Annotated in this window: 14 protein-coding genes; 8 read left to right on the forward strand and 6 right to left on the reverse strand. The window is 32.7% G+C overall.

Translation table 11 applies throughout. The features are described 5' to 3' along the window. The first annotated feature begins 175 nt into the window (after positions 1-175). Both BHU61_RS04300 and abc-f read left to right on the forward strand, forming a co-directional pair. The gene (locus tag BHU61_RS04300) at positions 176-475 is read left to right on the forward strand and encodes a DUF4298 domain-containing protein (protein ID WP_111714894.1); all 300 of its coding nucleotides are present in this window, start codon (positions 176-178) and stop codon (positions 473-475) included. 214 nt (positions 476-689) lie between these two features. Continuing rightward, positions 690-2,210: a ribosomal protection-like ABC-F family protein gene (gene abc-f / locus BHU61_RS04305; RefSeq protein WP_111714896.1), complete on the forward strand. Its 1,521-nt coding sequence runs from the start codon at positions 690-692 to the stop codon at positions 2,208-2,210. Positions 2,211-2,258: 48 nt separating this feature from the next. Here the strand turns inward: abc-f and BHU61_RS04310 are convergent, their stop codons facing one another. Both BHU61_RS04310 and BHU61_RS04315 read right to left on the reverse strand, forming a co-directional pair. Next, a complete protein-coding gene (locus BHU61_RS04310; RefSeq protein WP_111714897.1) occupies positions 2,259-3,065 on the reverse strand; it encodes a periplasmic substrate-binding domain-containing protein in 807 nt (268 codons plus the stop codon). 42 nt (positions 3,066-3,107) lie between these two features. After that, positions 3,108-3,863, reverse strand: a complete 756-nt coding sequence (locus tag BHU61_RS04315) for an SgrR family transcriptional regulator (protein WP_111714899.1) — start codon at positions 3,861-3,863, stop codon at positions 3,108-3,110. A 93-nt stretch (positions 3,864-3,956) separates the two neighbouring features. Between BHU61_RS04315 and BHU61_RS04320 the strand changes: the two genes are divergently transcribed. The 3 genes from BHU61_RS04320 (at position 3,957) to BHU61_RS04330 (ending at position 7,140) form a co-directional block, all read left to right on the forward strand. Beyond that, the gene (locus BHU61_RS04320) at positions 3,957-5,180 is read left to right on the forward strand and encodes an MDR family MFS transporter (protein ID WP_170122449.1); all 1,224 of its coding nucleotides are present in this window, start codon (positions 3,957-3,959) and stop codon (positions 5,178-5,180) included. 153 nt (positions 5,181-5,333) lie between these two features. Further along, complete coding sequence (locus tag BHU61_RS04325; RefSeq protein WP_111714903.1) at positions 5,334-6,374, forward strand: M42 family metallopeptidase; 1,041 nt, start codon at positions 5,334-5,336, stop codon at positions 6,372-6,374. Between the two features lie 109 nt (positions 6,375-6,483). Further along, entirely contained in the window at positions 6,484-7,140 is a 657-nt protein-coding gene (locus BHU61_RS04330; RefSeq protein ID WP_111714904.1) for a type 1 glutamine amidotransferase domain-containing protein, read from the forward strand. Positions 7,141-7,174: 34 nt separating this feature from the next. Here BHU61_RS04330 and BHU61_RS04335 read toward each other — a convergent pair whose 3' ends face one another. Both BHU61_RS04335 and BHU61_RS04340 read right to left on the reverse strand, forming a co-directional pair. Beyond that, the gene (locus BHU61_RS04335; RefSeq protein ID WP_242444215.1) at positions 7,175-7,543 is read right to left on the reverse strand and encodes a hypothetical protein; all 369 of its coding nucleotides are present in this window, start codon (positions 7,541-7,543) and stop codon (positions 7,175-7,177) included. Further along, complete coding sequence (locus BHU61_RS04340) at positions 7,537-8,205, reverse strand: sigma-70 RNA polymerase sigma factor region 4 domain-containing protein (protein ID WP_111714907.1); 669 nt, start codon at positions 8,203-8,205, stop codon at positions 7,537-7,539. The genes BHU61_RS04335 and BHU61_RS04340 overlap by 7 nt, the downstream gene beginning before the upstream one ends. A 291-nt stretch (positions 8,206-8,496) precedes the next feature. Here BHU61_RS04340 and BHU61_RS04345 point away from each other — a divergent pair, with 291 nt between their 5' ends. Both BHU61_RS04345 and BHU61_RS04350 read left to right on the forward strand, forming a co-directional pair. Further along, entirely contained in the window at positions 8,497-9,750 is a 1,254-nt protein-coding gene (locus BHU61_RS04345; protein ID WP_111714909.1) for an aminoacyltransferase, read from the forward strand. A gap of 20 nt (positions 9,751-9,770) precedes the next feature. After that, positions 9,771-11,132, forward strand: coding sequence for an aminoacyltransferase (locus tag BHU61_RS04350; RefSeq protein ID WP_111714911.1), 1,362 nt, complete (start codon positions 9,771-9,773; stop codon positions 11,130-11,132). A gap of 229 nt (positions 11,133-11,361) precedes the next feature. Here the strand turns inward: BHU61_RS04350 and BHU61_RS04355 are convergent, their stop codons facing one another. Together BHU61_RS04355 and BHU61_RS04360 are read right to left on the reverse strand one after the other, a co-directional pair. Continuing rightward, a complete protein-coding gene (locus tag BHU61_RS04355; protein WP_111714912.1) occupies positions 11,362-12,966 on the reverse strand; it encodes a choice-of-anchor I family protein in 1,605 nt (534 codons plus the stop codon). Positions 12,967-13,132: 166 nt separating this feature from the next. After that, complete coding sequence (locus BHU61_RS04360) at positions 13,133-13,522, reverse strand: hypothetical protein (protein WP_239242974.1); 390 nt, start codon at positions 13,520-13,522, stop codon at positions 13,133-13,135. Positions 13,523-13,767: 245 nt separating this feature from the next. Between BHU61_RS04360 and pepF the strand changes: the two genes are divergently transcribed. Further along, positions 13,768-15,582 (forward strand): oligoendopeptidase F, encoded by a 1,815-nt coding sequence (pepF, locus tag BHU61_RS04365; protein WP_170122450.1) that lies wholly within the window; start codon positions 13,768-13,770, stop codon positions 15,580-15,582. The last annotated feature ends 12 nt before the right edge of the window (positions 15,583-15,594 follow it).

Raw genomic sequence — 15,594 nt, forward strand, 5'->3', positions numbered from 1 at the left:
GAGAAAATTATCGAAAATAGACAGTCTGAAAGCTGGTCATAAGGCATAGTCAGATATCATAAATATAAACAAAAGATATAATCAATCGTAAAACCAACCTGTATTTCTAGAATTATTCATCTATCAAACGTATAATAGACATAAACTGTTAATAAATCAATATGAGGTGAATACAATGAAAGAAGATGTAATCCGTTATGAGAAAGTCTTAAATGAAACAAGTGAAATTGTAGAAAAGATGAATGCGTTATTAAATCAATTGGAAGCAAATAGCACAGATTATAATGCCTTAAAAGACTATTATGGTAGTGAAGAGTATATGCGTGATGTAGATCTATCAAATGAATCTAATACGTTTCAGGATATCCCAACTGGTGTATTATCAGAAGACGGCGTATATAACTTAATTGCTGAACAATATGCTTTAAATATAAGAATGCTGGAAATTGCGACACAGCAATTGAAGACGCATTAATATAAATCTATTTTATTTGTTTTGTAGCAACCAAATACAAATATGGTATAATTACATCAATCTAAGAGGACGAGGTAAAAGGTCATGGTAATTCTATAAATCCAAATGATGATATTGAATACAATATGATAATTTGTGATGACAGGATTACTATGTCCTTTTTTAATATCATCATTTGGACTTTCATATAATAAAAGATGAAAGGAAGAATGACATGATGCTACAATTTCATAATATTAATAAACAAGTTAAAGATACTACTTTATTCAAAATAGACCAATTAAAGATTAACCAAGGAGATAAGATTGGCTTAATCGGTAAAAATGGTTGTGGAAAATCAACTTTACTTAAAATGATTGCCCAAATAGATACTTCATATTCAGGTGTAATAACTAATCCGTTTCAAACAAAATATGTACCGCAATTAAAAGAAATAACGAGCCAGTCAGGCGGAGAACAGACGAAAAGTTACTTACTTGATGCTTTTAACAGCAATAATGCTTTATTGTTACTTGATGAGCCATCCACTAATTTAGATATGAACAATATCAAGTGGCTCATCAATCAAATCAATCAATTTCAAGGAACAATGATTATCGTGAGTCATGATAGATCATTACTCAATCAAACAGTACAAAAAATATTAGAAATAGAAGAGAAAAGACTTAATATATATACCGGTAACTATGATGATTACGATGAACAAAAAAAGAAACAATATGAACAACAAGTAAAAGAATATGAACAGTATCAAAAGAAAATTAATCAACTCCAGCAAGAATCAATTGAAAGAAATAAACATGCCTCAAACTTTAAAAAAAGAAAGAAGAATATTAGTATTTCCGACTATAAAGTCAACTCAAGAATGGGTGCTTATGACAGTCAGGAAAAAGCAATCGCTAAATCAAGTAAAGTGCTGCAAAAACGAATGGAACAAATAGAAAAAGTAGAAAAGCCTCTGAGTGACAAACAATTTAAAATTAAAGCAATAGGTAAATTAAAACATACAGGTGCTACGTTAATTCATTTAGATACTTTTACCGTTAGCATTGAAAATCATCTATTATTTCAATCGGGCATCTTCAAGCTAGTTCAAGGGGATAAAATTGCAATAACAGGACCTAATGGGAGTGGTAAGACAACTTTTATTAGACGGTTAATTGAAAAGCAATTAAATGGCTACTATAAACCCAATTTAAAAATAGGCTATTTTGCGCAAAATTTAACGACGTTAGATGAACAGAAAAGTATATTTGAGAATGTACGAAATACATCAGTACAGGACGATATGCTTATTAGAAATGTACTTGCTGCATTAGGATTTGATTATTCGAGATTGAATCAAATTGTTAATTCTTTATCTGGCGGAGAACGTGTCAGACTACAAATCATAAAGTTAATACTCGGTGATTATGATCTGTTAATCTTGGATGAACCGACAAATTTTCTGGATGTTTCTACATTGCAAGCATTAGAGCATTTCTTAAAAGATTATCCTGGTAGTTTTCTGATTGTATCTCACGATGAGCAATTCATAAATAATACGACAAAGAATAAATTTGTCATAAAACAACAACAATTATTAGATGACACAAAACAGAAAAACTATCAAATCCCTGACAATAGTAATTTACAACTATTAGAATATAAATTAGAACAAATGATAATTAATCCTGACGTAAATATACAGGATGTTATCAAACTTAAAAAGAAAATAGAAAATCTTAAAAAGTAATCAAAATTCATAAAACCAAAAACTTTTCAGGAGACCTGAAAGTTTTTTTTATCGTTTAATCACAAGCTCTGAAAAGTTATAGAATCCAGCAGTAGTCACTTTTGCATTATGTATGCTATTTGGTACTTTAACTTCCTGAGTAATGTTGAAGATAGGGTAGAGTGTATGTGATTCAAATAACGACTGATTAATCGCATGATTCAGTTCATTCCACTCACGAGTATCTGTTGTGATATATGTAGCATAATAATCGCTCAACAAAGGAAATTGTTGTGATAAATGGCGATGCATCGTTTTATTTTGATAGAGCAGTGTAAAATATTCAAAGGTTTCCGCTTCACTAAAGAACATACCATGGATATAGATATCCCCCTCAATTGTTATTTCACTTTTAAAAGAAGTCATAATATCGATAGGTTTTAATACCGCTTCTATATTGTATCGCTTTAAATATCTTTTATACTGGAGCATCTTTTTTTCGATATAGCTCGGATAGACAATTGTAATAGAGAAATGATCTTCTAATTTATTTAATGATTTAAGTGAAAGTGGCTGATCTTTCAGAATATAAGAGGTTTCTTTACTTGTGTGTATATCTTTAACATGATGAACGGACTGCTGAAATAAGTAATGCACAGTTGCTTTCTGAAGATCAGATAACTTATTTTGAGCGAGTGACAGCACATAATAAAAACCATCTGTTACTTCGATATGCTGGAACGTATCACTATCACTTAATGTAAAGTTAGTTTCTTTAAGCTTCGGTATATAAATTAATTCAACTTCATCAAGATATGATTGATAGCCATAATACTGATTAAAAGATTTTAAAGTCGTTTGAAATTCATTATTCATTGCGATATAAAATGGTCCTGTACCAATAATTTGCTGCTTATCCTACTTATAGATTGCAAGATTTACCTTACATAATACATCTTTGAAATATGGAAAATCGTGATAATATACTTTAACTGTAAGTTTATTAAGCACTTCAATTGAAACAATTGGACTTAATAACACTTTCGTCTCCTGATACGCTATCGCATGACTCAGACATCGTTTAATATCTTCAGCAGTCACTTGAGTACCATCATGAAAGTAAATATTCTTCCGTAAATATATCACTGCATAATCATCATAAAAATCGATATGCTGTGCTATCTTAAAATGATACTGATCCGAATGTTTATCATAAGCGACTAACGTGTCGTAAACATTACTCAATATATTGGCGCTATTGATATCGACCACTTCTAAAGGATGAGAATAGAGTGGGGCGTAGCGCTTCTTAACAACTAATTTGTCGATATCAACTGTAGATACCCCGAGTAATTGATTCGCTTTCGTAATCAGCATCTGTTTATGATGAACAGACCAGTCCCATGTTAAATATTGAATAGCGTCTGACAATTGATATGGTGTTAGCATTGCATTCACCTTATTGAAATATAATGTATCGATATCCACGAACCATTGAACCGTTGATTGATTCCCACGACCACGCGCACTCTTAAAAGTGATATAACCACTATCCTGCCACCTTTTTAAACTTCTGGATAAATGCTTCTGGCTCACCTTTAACTGTTCACTGACAGATGATTGATGAAATGCTGTAATCTTCAAATTATAGAATGACAGTAATAATTGCTCCATAGCTCCTCCTAAAAGTGGACTCAAATAAGATATTGTCCATTTTTAAATCGTTTAGTCTACTTTAACATATGTAGAAAGTTAGGGGGAATGAAAATGAAAGTTCGTGACTTACCAATCAATATACAACTCAGATTGTGGGGTTCATTTGTCAATCGCTGTACTTATAGTGCGACACTACCATTTATTGCACTATATTTAACTGATCAGCTGAATGCAAGAATCGCTGGATTGTTTTTAGCATCAATCGTCTTTGTCCAGTTTATCAGTAATATTTGGGGAGGTTACTTAGTCGACCAATTCCCGAGGAAAAAGATGCTGATATTTGGTTCATTTACTGAAGCATTATCGCTAATATTTATGTGGCTCACCGTTGTCAACTCATGGATTTATCTATTTATGATGACATTTATACTCTTTACGATATTCAGTGCATTTCGCAGACCTTCTATGAGTGCACTAGTACAGGATTCAGCAACAGATGAAAATAAGAAATTATTATATCGGATGGATTACTGGCTGATTAATTTATCACTGGCAATAGGCGCACTTCTCGGTGGGCTATTCTATAACGAACATAAAAGCTGGTTATTCTTTGCTTCAGCGATGGTGGCACTGTTATTAAGTTTCTTATATATGAAATATATTGAAGAAACAAACAGCTTTATCCGTAAAAAAGAACATAAAAATGTATTTGTAGATTTGTTCATTGCATATCAGACTGTCGTTAAAGATAAACGATTCGTATTAATGGTAATCGGTACGATGTTTATTGCAACTGTGGAGCTCATGACAAGTACTTACGTTGCTGTAAGATTACATAAAAACTTTGACACAATTTACTTGTCCGGCTTTGAAATTACCGGTGTTAGAATGTTTACAATCATTAACCTCGTTAATACAATTACCGTTATTACATTTTCTTTATTAGTTGGTAAGTGGTTAGAGAAGTTTAAAGTAAGTAGAATTCTAGGATTTGGACTATTGATGTATGCAATAGGATATGCAGTACTTACTTCTGCAAATATGTGGTGGCTGATTATCATAGCTGTGCTTATTGCTACATTTGGTGAAATGATATTTGCACCGATTAAAAGTGCTGAAATGCTGACACTAATACCAAAAGAAAAACGAGGTACCTATAATACATTCAGTTCATTCACATTCAGTGGTGCACAACTATTATCAAATGGATCTTTGATCCTTGGTACATATTTAAACCCATATGCAATGAGTGTAGTTGTGTATGTGATCGTAATTATTGGATCAGTACTTATGATGAACAGCTTGTTTAAAATGAAAAAAATTAATAATACATAGATATAAAAACTTTCAGTAGACTGATAATTCCTTAAAAAATTTAATAAACTTTCAGTTAACTGAAAGTTTTTGTATTTTTCTTATCAACCATTGTACTCCCCTTCATTATCAGATAAGATTAAATTATCAGTAAATTTGAAAAGGAGAATGAAAATGTATCCAGATGTAAATAGCACGATGCAAGAGATTGAGCTTTTAGTAAATATTCCAGGTCCTTCAGGTTTTGCATTTAAAGCGATTGAATATGTGACAGAAACGTTATCTTCAGTAGGTTACGAAGTACAACAAACGAATAAGGGTGGGGTATTGATTACTGTGCCCGGTAAAGATGATACACGTCATAAATACTTAACGGCACATGTTGATACTTTAGGTGCAATGGTTAAAGAGATTCTACCGAGTGGACGTTTACGTTTATCAATGGTTGGTGGTTTCAGATGGAATGCTGTTGAAGGTGAATACTGTGAAATTCATACAAATGATAAAGTGTATACGGGAACAATCTGTCTGCATGAGACCAGCGTCCATGTTTATCGTAACGCTGGTGATATTAAACGTGATGAGGATCATATGGAAGTTCGTATAGATGAAATCGTAAAGTCTCAGGAAGATACTGAAAAATTAGGTATCAGTGTCGGAGATTTTATCACGTTCAATCCAAGGTGTGAAATTACAGAATCCGGATTTATTAAATCGCGTCATTTAGATGATAAAGCAAGTGCGGCGATGCTTATCCAGCTGTTACGTCATTTAAAAGCTGAAAATATTGAATTACCACATACAACACATTTCTATTTTTCAAATAATGAAGAAATCGGTTATGGTGGTAACTCTAATGTTCCGGAACAAGTTGTAGAATATATTGCTGTTGATATGGGTGCATTAGGTGATGGACAAGCCTCTGACGAATATACGGTATCGATATGTGCAAAGGATAGTTCAGGTCCTTACCATTATCAATTGAAACAACATCTCGTTCAGCTATGTAAAGACAACGAAATTGATTATAAAGTTGATATTTATCCGTATTACGGTAGTGATGCGAGTGCTGCAATGAGCGCTGGTTATGATGTTAAACATGGTCTATTCGGTGCTGGTATTGAATCCAGCCATGCGATGGAACGTACACATAAAACTTCACTTGAAAATACCGAAAAGTTAATTTATCAATATGTATTGAGTGATGTAATTTAGTATAAATTTAAATTTAGAATTTTCTGATAAATATAAGTTGAATATTTTGAGACACACGTCCTTTTTCGTTATAATGTGGTTACTACATGAGAAAGGGCGTGTTTTATTTATGACAAAAAAAGTATTAATGGTACTGACAAATCAAGAGAAGTTTAGTGATGGCACACCAACAGGACTATGGTTAGAAGAAGCTGCAGCACCATATAAAATTTTTGAGAAAAATAATATCGCAGTAGATTTTGCTTCTATAAAAGGTGGCGCAATTCCACTGGATCCAAACTCTGTAGCCAATGATGAGACGAAGACATATGCAGATGTCGTTAAGAAATTAGGAGACTCTCTAAAATTGAGAGACGTTGTATTTGAAAATTATGATGGTGTATTTATTCCGGGTGGACATGGTACGATGTATGATCTACCTAATGATCCGGATTTACAGAACATCCTTGCATTCTACAAAGAAGATGGTCGTGCAATTGGAGCTGTTTGTCATGGTCCAAGTGCTTTTGTCGGTGCTAAACTTAAAGATGGCAGCTACTTAATAGACGGTGTTAAACTTACTGGATTTACGAATAACGAGGAAAGTGCGATGAAACTAGATGAAGTTGTTCCATTTGCATTACAATCAGAGTTAGAAAAACAAGGTGGACGCTTTGTCGTAGGTGAGAATTTCACATCACACGTTGTAACAGATAAGAAGTTCGTGACCGGCCAAAATCCTCAATCAAGTGTAGAAGTCGCAGAAGCATTTGTAAAAGTATTATAAAAAATAAACCACATGGGGTAATGCCTCATGTGGTTTATTTCAAAAGTAAGAGATTTCTTAAAATTAATCCGAGTACAACACCAATAAGTAAACTTAGCATCGTCCCAAGTAATATATATTCACTTGTCTTATCAATCTTCTCTAAATTGTTATTTGGTTTATCATCTTTAAGGTCATTAAACCGAAGTATCGATTTACTGGCGATCGCAAGTCCAATCGCTGTATATTCACCAAAAGCGATAAACATCAGGATCAGTAGCCTTTCAATATAACCAATCATTAATCCTACGTTATCTGACTGCTTCGTCTTTGTTTCACTCATCGCCGTTAAAATCCATTTAATGATAGGACCTGACATAATAAATAACAGTATAAATATAGCAATTAAAATAATTTTCAGCATAATGCATACTCCTTAAAAGTATTCGTGACGTGTAAAGAAATATGATTATCGTTGTCGAGTTTTTTTAATGCCGCTTCTATAAGCATTAACTGTTTTTTATGGCTTTTTTTTAAATGTTCTGAAATGGTAGATAGACCTTTACCAAGGATTTGCGCAATTTCTTTTTGCTGATCATACACATAGGAGAGCAGCAGCACTTGTTGCTGCATTTCAGAATGATTATGAACGATTTCAGTTAAATATGGATATAATACGTTGTTGATAACCGTAACATCCTGTTCTTCAATCGTTAAATGAAAATCTGTAATATCTGACTGTTTAATTTGAGTTAAATTACGACGTGCCTGTTTAATGATCGGTGCATTCCAATGTTCAAGGTTTCCGGTAGGTATTTCTTCATTACTCGCAGCAATTCCGAATTTAATCGGTTGTGATTTATATGGCCATAATAACTTTATATAGTAACTTGTTAAAAGGGTTGCTGACAGACTATCGCTTACAAAAAACAATTCATCACCCATACGAAAATTAATATACTTAAATGATACGTCCTTAGTCCACTGTTCAATTTCATCGGTTAAATTTACTAATGCATTACTAATCGCTTCAGAATTATCGTATTTTGTACTTCCTGAAACATCCATTACGAATAAAGATAACATTTCATACCTCCAGTTCGTTTATTTAGACGAATTATCATAATTTCGTTTATATAACCGAATTATATCATACATGAAATAATTAAAGTAACAATATAAAGTTAATGGTAGAAAATAAGTAATGTACATATATTTAATATAAATTTATGTTAGTCAAATTTAGTGTAAATTTCATTTAAATCTTCATTAAAGTTGAAACATTAATGCTATGAAGTGATTAAATAGACGCTTTTATGTTATTATGGTGCATGAGATTAATGAACAATAGTGTTCATTCGAATAAGGAGAATCATCATGAAATTTATAAACTTATCAAGAGAAGCTTTCGGAGAATTTACAGATAAACAGACATATAGTCATTTTACGCAGATGGCAGTTAACTATGATTTGAAAATCGCAGAAGGTGCTGAAGTACATCTTGTAGGCGTTACAGATGATAATGAAAATATCATTGCAGCAGGTCTTTTCACCGCTGTACCTGTGATGAAAGCGTTCAAATACTTCTATTCAAATCGAGGTCCGGTCATGGACTTTCACAATAAAGCGCTTGTGACATTCTTTTTCAAGGAATTAGAACGTTATTTAAAGCGTCATAAAGCACTTCATCTTAGAATCGATCCATATGTGCCATATCAATTGAGAGATCATGATGGCAAAGTGATAGAAAGCTATGATACACAAGATATTTTTGAAAATTTAAAAACATTAGGCTTTAAACACCAAGGATTTACGACTGGTTTCGATCCAATTCATCAAATTCGCTGGCATTCGGTGCTAAATACTGCAGGTTTGTCGGAAAAAGAAGTAATGAACAATATGGATAGCCTACGTAAACGTAATATCAAAAAAGTGATTAAAAACGGTATAAAGGTACGTGATCTCTCAATAGATGAACTGCATATCTTCAGACAGTTTATGAATGATACGAGTGGAAAAAAAGAGTTTGTTGATAGAGATGATGCATTCTATAAAAATCGATTACAATATTTCGGAGATCGTGTGAGAATGCCGCTCGCATATATTGATTTTTCTACATATATACCTGAGCTCATTGCTGAAGAAGTTGATGTACAATCTCAAATCGAAAAAGCTAAAACAGAACTTCAGAAAAAGCCTGATGCGAAGAAATGGAAAAATGTACTGACAACAAGCGAAAATCAATTAACAGCAATTAAAGAAAAACTCGCTGAAGCAAAAGCTTTACAGCAAAAACATGGTGATACTTTACCGATTGCTGCTGCATTCTATTTAATCAATCCATTTGAGGTCGTTTATCTTGCAGGTGGTACATCAAATGAATTCAGGCATTTTGCAGGTAGTTATGCGATTCAATGGGATATGATAAAGTATGCCATGGAAACGGGCATTAATCGTTATAACTTCTATGGTATCAGTGGTGATTTCACGGAAGATGCAGAAGACGCTGGAGTAATCAAATTTAAAAAAGGATTTAATGCCGACGTTATTGAATATATCGGAGATTTTGTGTTGCCGATCAATAAACCGGTTTACAAAGTATACGAAACGATGAAGAAAATACGTAAATAAGATTTGAAGGGAAGATTTTCATGGAATTCACTGAGTTGACGGTTGCAGAATATACTGATTTTATTTGGAATACAACTGAAATGAGTCACTATTTTCAACTGCAGGAAAACATAAAGAATAGAGAAGCTGACGGTTATCCAGTCGTATTACTAGGTATTAAAGCAGAAGGCGAAGTCATTGCTGCCAGTCTATTTTCTAAAATACCGACATTCGGAAGTTATTTCTATTATTCAAACCGTGGTCCAGTCATGAACTATAAGAATTCAGAGCTTGTTGATTTTTACTTCAAATCGCTGGATACATATTTAAAAACACATCAGGCTTTATATGTGAAACTAGATCCATACTGGATATATAAAATGTACGATAAAGATGTGAATTATAAAGAAGAACATGGCACAAACGATGCGATTATTAAACAGTTAAAATCGCTTGGCTATAAACATACCGGTTTCTCAGTAGGGTATACAATGGACACACAGGTCAGATGGATGAGTGTGTTATACCTTCAAGGTGAAACACCAGCTTCTATAATGAAACAATTTGATTCACAACGTAAACGTAATGTGAAAAAAGCGCAAAAATACGGCGTGAAAATCCGACTGCTTGGTAAAGATGAATTAGATGTATTTTTAGATCTATATCGTGAAACGGAACAACGCGCTGGTTTTATTGCTCGTCCAGATCGTTATTTTGAAGGATTCCATCAATATTATGAAGATAAAGTACTATTACCGTTAGCATATATTGATCTTAATGAATATATTGAGAAATTATCGAATGATATTACATCATCTGAATCAAAACGTGATCAGATGATGGCAAATGAAAATAAATCAGATAAGCAGATGAAGAAGATTGAACAGTTAGATCGTGAAATCAATCACATGCAAGACGAATTATTAGAGATGAGTACATTGCGTAAAACTGATGGTAATATTCTTAATTTAGCAGCTGGTATGTTTTTCTTAAACCATTTCGAAGTGAACTATTTCTCTGGCGGTTCTAGTGAGAAATATAATAAATTCATGGGACCATATGCAATGCACTGGTATATGATCAATTATTGTTTTGAACATGGATTTGATCGCTATAACTTCTATGGTGTATCTGGTGATTTCAGTGAATCTGGTGAAGATTACGGCGTATATCGATTTAAACGTGGATTTAACGCTCAAATTGAAGAACTTGTTGGAGACTTTATTAAGCCAATCAATAAACCTAAATATGCTGTATATCAAGCCGCATTAAAAACGAGATTAAAATTAAGTGAATTAAAACAACGTAAACGAAATAAAAATAATCAGTCAGAAGATGAATTAGAAACGACAGAAAATATTGTATTACAAAAAGGACCGGATAAAATTAGTGATCCGAATTAATCATTAAGATATAAAAATTGAATAATTAATCTTAAGTACAAAATAAGGCATCATATAATATAAATGTATATATAGTATTATATGATGTCTTTATTCAATATTTTAGTTTACATAATATATATTATCGGAAGTTGTATGGAGAAGAAAAAGATACTACCTATTTCGTAGTATCTTCTATTCTTTCCATTATTAATGTATACATGTTTCAATTATAAATAATTAATTACATTTACTTTAAAGCCGTTAATTCATAAGCAGCAATTGTTCCGCTCATTTCATGACTTGCAAGTAATACCGGTTGTTTTGTCGGAGAATGTTTCGCATCGATAAATGTTAAACCTTCCGGTGAAATATCGCCATTATCATTTGCTTTGAAATATGTTTCAAATACAGGTTTCTTCGGATTTGAAACGTTATAAACCATAATTCCACCAGTTCTTTCTAAACCAATAAATGCATACGTTTTACCATTGATAACGCCAGTTATAACTGATTCTGGCTCTGGACCTTTATCGTCACTTCTTGAGTCAAATTCAATTTTACCAAGTTCTTCATGATGTGAATTGAATGTATCTTTATTTGCTTTTGCAGTAATTGATTCAAAATCTGATCCTGAATCGTACACTAATCCTAAATTACCCGCATTGCGAATTGAGAATGAACGTCCACCAAATGTTACAGGAAAAATGAATTTACCTTCTTTATTAACAAAACTTTGAGCAGTTGTTGTTTTAAGACGTCCAAGATGCTTGTCATCTTCTAAATCTTTAATATCTGTACCTTTTAAATATTTACTATTTAAATCATATTGATCAGCGATATCTGCAATTCTAGTTTCTTCACTATATCCTTCGTAATCCTGTGAATCCCCTTCATTTGCTGTTAATAAGTAAGTTTTACCTTTTATCGTCATTTGAGCAATACCGTCAGGTTGATACATACCAAGTAACGGATAATTTTTCATATTAATCTTTTTATCTTTATCAGAAACATCAATTGTATGCTTTAAATATGACTTATAGCCTAGTCCTCTTACTTTTACGAATTTATCTTTTTTAAGATCAAACTTTGCGATCGCATTACGCTCCTGAATCGTAATATATGCAAATTCATTTTTATCATCTATCGTTACATATTCTGGTTCAAGATTTAAGAAGCTTTCTTCAGCAGTACGGCCAAGATGACGTAAGTTACTTGGAATCATCTTTTTAGAGAATTTAACTGTCTTAACTGCTGATTGTTTTACTTTACCTAGTGCATTGACTTTAATTGAAGATACAGAACCTTCCGGATTAACAGTATAAGCATCATTCGGTTCACCTTCGTTAGCAACGATTAATTTCTTGCTATCGTGCGTGAAGGTTAACATATCTGGCAATGCCCCAACAGTAACCTTACTGATTAATTTACCGTCTTTATCTAAAAATGCAACGCGTCCATTGTCTGTTTTTTCTTTTGCAGGAATACTGATAGCGATATAGTGATATTTCTTATTCACTGCGACACTTGTAATATCACTACCTTCAATACCAAGGTCTTTTAATAAGATACGTTTCTTTAATGTGAATTTCCCTTTTGATAATTTAGACATATCTATAATATCAACTGCATTTAATGCACCGTTAATTGAGTATGCTTGTTTGTATTGTGGATCATAACTTACAATTTCAGTACCGCTTTCACCGAATTCAGTCTTTGAATCATAGCGAGCTAATTGAGAAACTTTAATCTTGCTATTTGGTCCATAATTGTTTACTGATTGTGCATCAGCAATAGGTGTTGCTAGTAATGATGTTAACGCTAAAGTACTAATAACTTTGCCTACACTTTTCATAATGACATTCTCCTCAAAATTTATTCTTTAGGATATTTAATATGTACAAATTAAATTTTAATGTAATGATGTAAACTACGAATAAAATTTATTAATAAAATGTAAATATTTGATTACAATATAAAATAAAGCGGTCAGGAGATTTCCTGACCGCTTCTTTAAGCTTTTAACGATTTAATTTGTTTTCATGATGCTTTACCGATTCCATCTCAGCACGGTTTTGATTTTCATCATATTTACGTTGTTCTAATTTTGCTTTTTGTTTTAACTTTCTGTTCTTGCGATAATCTTTCGTCATATACCAGAATAAAATGCTTAGCAATAATGAAATAACCGCTAAAAAGCCTGCATATCCAAGTAAAGGTTGGTAAGTAATATCGTAAAAGTTAGGTAGTATAAACGCCACAATTGCTAATAATAAAAACGTAATGATCGGTGCAAAAAGAAATCTACCTAATGCTAATCCAAAGATTAACGAGATAACAAGCATCCCTACAATAGTGATTAATAGGAAGTTCGGAATTTCATAGAAGTTGATTGTATTTAATGTCATCATTTTATCACTCTCTTATCCTTTATCAATTTTAGAAAATACAAAACTTATTATACCCTATAATTATAAATATAAAATCAATATTCGGTAAATTTCTTATCATTTAAAGAAATCTTTAGAACTTTAGAAAAAAACTTAATATTTTACGAAAAACACTTTTGTTAAAAAAATTTCTAAAAATTCATAATAAAGCGTATAATAAAAATATTAACATCTATAATGGATGAATCTTTAATGACAAAAGGAGAATGTATATGAGTTTACCGAAAAGAAATGAAGTTCCAGTTGAACAAACTTGGGATTTATCTACATTATTTGACTCAAATGATGCATTTTATGCGCAACTTGAGAAAACAATCGCAAGAACGAAGCAATTCAATCAAGAATACGCAGGGACACTTTCTGATACTAGTAAGATTGAATCTGCTTTAGATGAATATGCTGCAATTAAAAAAGAACTGGATCACTTAGGCAGTTATGCTTCCTTATTGTTTAGTGTTGACCAGACAGATGATACTTCAGGCAAATTATACAGTAAATATGTGAATAGTTATGGTACGATTGCAAGCTTACTGACTTTCGTAGAGTCAGAGATTCTTGCTCTTGATACAGAAATTTTAAACAAATTAAAAGATGAAACTCCAGCGTATCAACGTTATCTGGAAAAGCTAATCGCGCGTAAACCGCATCAATTACATCCAGAAGTTGAAAAGACACTTGCATCTTTCTCACCAGTATTTAGCGCCCCTTATAACCTTTATGACACGACTAAGATGCTGGATATTGATTTCGGAACGTTTTCTGCGCATGGTAAAGAGATTCCGATGAGCTACGTTTCATTTGAAGGAGAACTGGAAGTTGATGCAGATACAGAAATTCGAAGAAATGCATTCAGAAAATTCTCTGATACGTTAAAAAAATATGAAAATACAACAGCAAAAACTTACGATATGGTCGTTCAACAGGAAAAAATCGAATCTGAACTACGTGGATATGATTCAGTGATTGATTATTTATTACAACCACAAGAGGTTACTCGTGAACTATATAATCGTCAAATCGATTTAATCACAACTGAACTAGCGCCACATATGCGCCGATATGCAAAGTTACTGCAAAAAGTTAATGGTTTAGAACAAATGAAATTTGAAGATTTAAAGGTTTCTTTAGATGATACCTTTGAACCAGAAATTACTGTAGAAGAATCTCGTGATTATATTAAAAAAGCGCTTTCGATTATGGGTGAAGATTATATGCAGATGGTAAATGATGCATATGACAAACGCCAGATTGACTTCGTACAGAATAAAGGGAAGTCAACTGGTGCATTCTGCGCAAGCCCGTATCAGGTGAATCCGTTTATCTTAATCTCATGGACTTCAAAGATGACAGAAGTATTTGTGCTGGCACATGAATTAGGTCATGCCGGTCACTTCCATCTTGCTCACCAAAATACAAATATATTTGATGAAAGCTGCTCTTTATATTTTGTTGAGGCACCAAGCACAATGAACGAGATGCTGATGGCAAATTATTTATTGGCCGAATCCGATGATCCAAAATTTAAACGTTGGGTAATCGCTTCGATTATATCACGTACTTATTATCATAATTTTGTAACGCATTTATTAGAAGCAGCTTATCAGCGTGAAGTTTATCTATTAGTAGATAAAGGTGAATCTATGACTGCTGATATATTAAATGGTATTAAACGTAAAGTGATCGAAGATTTCTGGGGAGAAGCAGTAGAAATCACTGAAGGTGCTGAACTGACTTGGATGCGACAACCCCATTATTATATGGGCTTATATCCTTATACGTATTCAGCTGGACTGACTATCTCTACGATTATGTCTCAACGTATTCTTAATGAAGGTGAACCGGCTGTACAGGAATGGACAGAAGTACTTAAGAGAGGTGGTTCATTACCACCAGTTGAACTTGCAAAGATGGTTGGTATCGACCTTACTACTGATGCTCCGCTTAAAGAAACGATTGCTTATATCGGTTCATTAATTGATGAACTGGAAAAGTTAACTGAAGAAATTGAACAGCACAAATAAAACAACAAACGC

This window comes from Macrococcus epidermidis, from assembly GCF_003259695.1.
In the GTDB taxonomy this organism is placed as follows: domain Bacteria; phylum Bacillota; class Bacilli; order Staphylococcales; family Staphylococcaceae; genus Macrococcoides; species Macrococcoides epidermidis.

Excerpts from the sequence above, each read along its gene's own strand:
- BHU61_RS04340 (WP_111714907.1), bottom strand. The coding sequence starts at position 8,205 with ATGTTATCTTTATTCGTAATGGATGTTTCAGGAAGTACAAAATACGAT.
- BHU61_RS04320 (WP_170122449.1), top strand. The coding sequence starts at position 3,957 with ATGAAAGTTCGTGACTTACCAATCAATATACAACTCAGATTGTGGGGT.
- BHU61_RS04300 (WP_111714894.1), top strand. The coding sequence starts at position 176 with ATGAAAGAAGATGTAATCCGTTATGAGAAAGTCTTAAATGAAACAAGT.
- BHU61_RS04355 (WP_111714912.1), bottom strand. The coding sequence starts at position 12,966 with ATGAAAAGTGTAGGCAAAGTTATTAGTACTTTAGCGTTAACATCATTA.
- BHU61_RS04310 (WP_111714897.1), bottom strand. The coding sequence starts at position 3,065 with ATGAATAATGAATTTCAAACGACTTTAAAATCTTTTAATCAGTATTAT.
- BHU61_RS04315 (WP_111714899.1), bottom strand. The coding sequence starts at position 3,863 with ATGGAGCAATTATTACTGTCATTCTATAATTTGAAGATTACAGCATTT.
- BHU61_RS04330 (WP_111714904.1), top strand. The coding sequence starts at position 6,484 with ATGACAAAAAAAGTATTAATGGTACTGACAAATCAAGAGAAGTTTAGT.
- BHU61_RS04335 (WP_242444215.1), bottom strand. The coding sequence starts at position 7,543 with ATGCTGAAAATTATTTTAATTGCTATATTTATACTGTTATTTATTATG.
- pepF (WP_170122450.1), top strand. The coding sequence starts at position 13,768 with ATGTATATGAGTTTACCGAAAAGAAATGAAGTTCCAGTTGAACAAACT.
- BHU61_RS04350 (WP_111714911.1), top strand. The coding sequence starts at position 9,771 with ATGGAATTCACTGAGTTGACGGTTGCAGAATATACTGATTTTATTTGG.
- BHU61_RS04360 (WP_239242974.1), bottom strand. The coding sequence starts at position 13,522 with ATGATGACATTAAATACAATCAACTTCTATGAAATTCCGAACTTCCTA.
- BHU61_RS04325 (WP_111714903.1), top strand. The coding sequence starts at position 5,334 with ATGTATCCAGATGTAAATAGCACGATGCAAGAGATTGAGCTTTTAGTA.
- abc-f (WP_111714896.1), top strand. The coding sequence starts at position 690 with ATGATGCTACAATTTCATAATATTAATAAACAAGTTAAAGATACTACT.
- BHU61_RS04345 (WP_111714909.1), top strand. The coding sequence starts at position 8,497 with ATGAAATTTATAAACTTATCAAGAGAAGCTTTCGGAGAATTTACAGAT.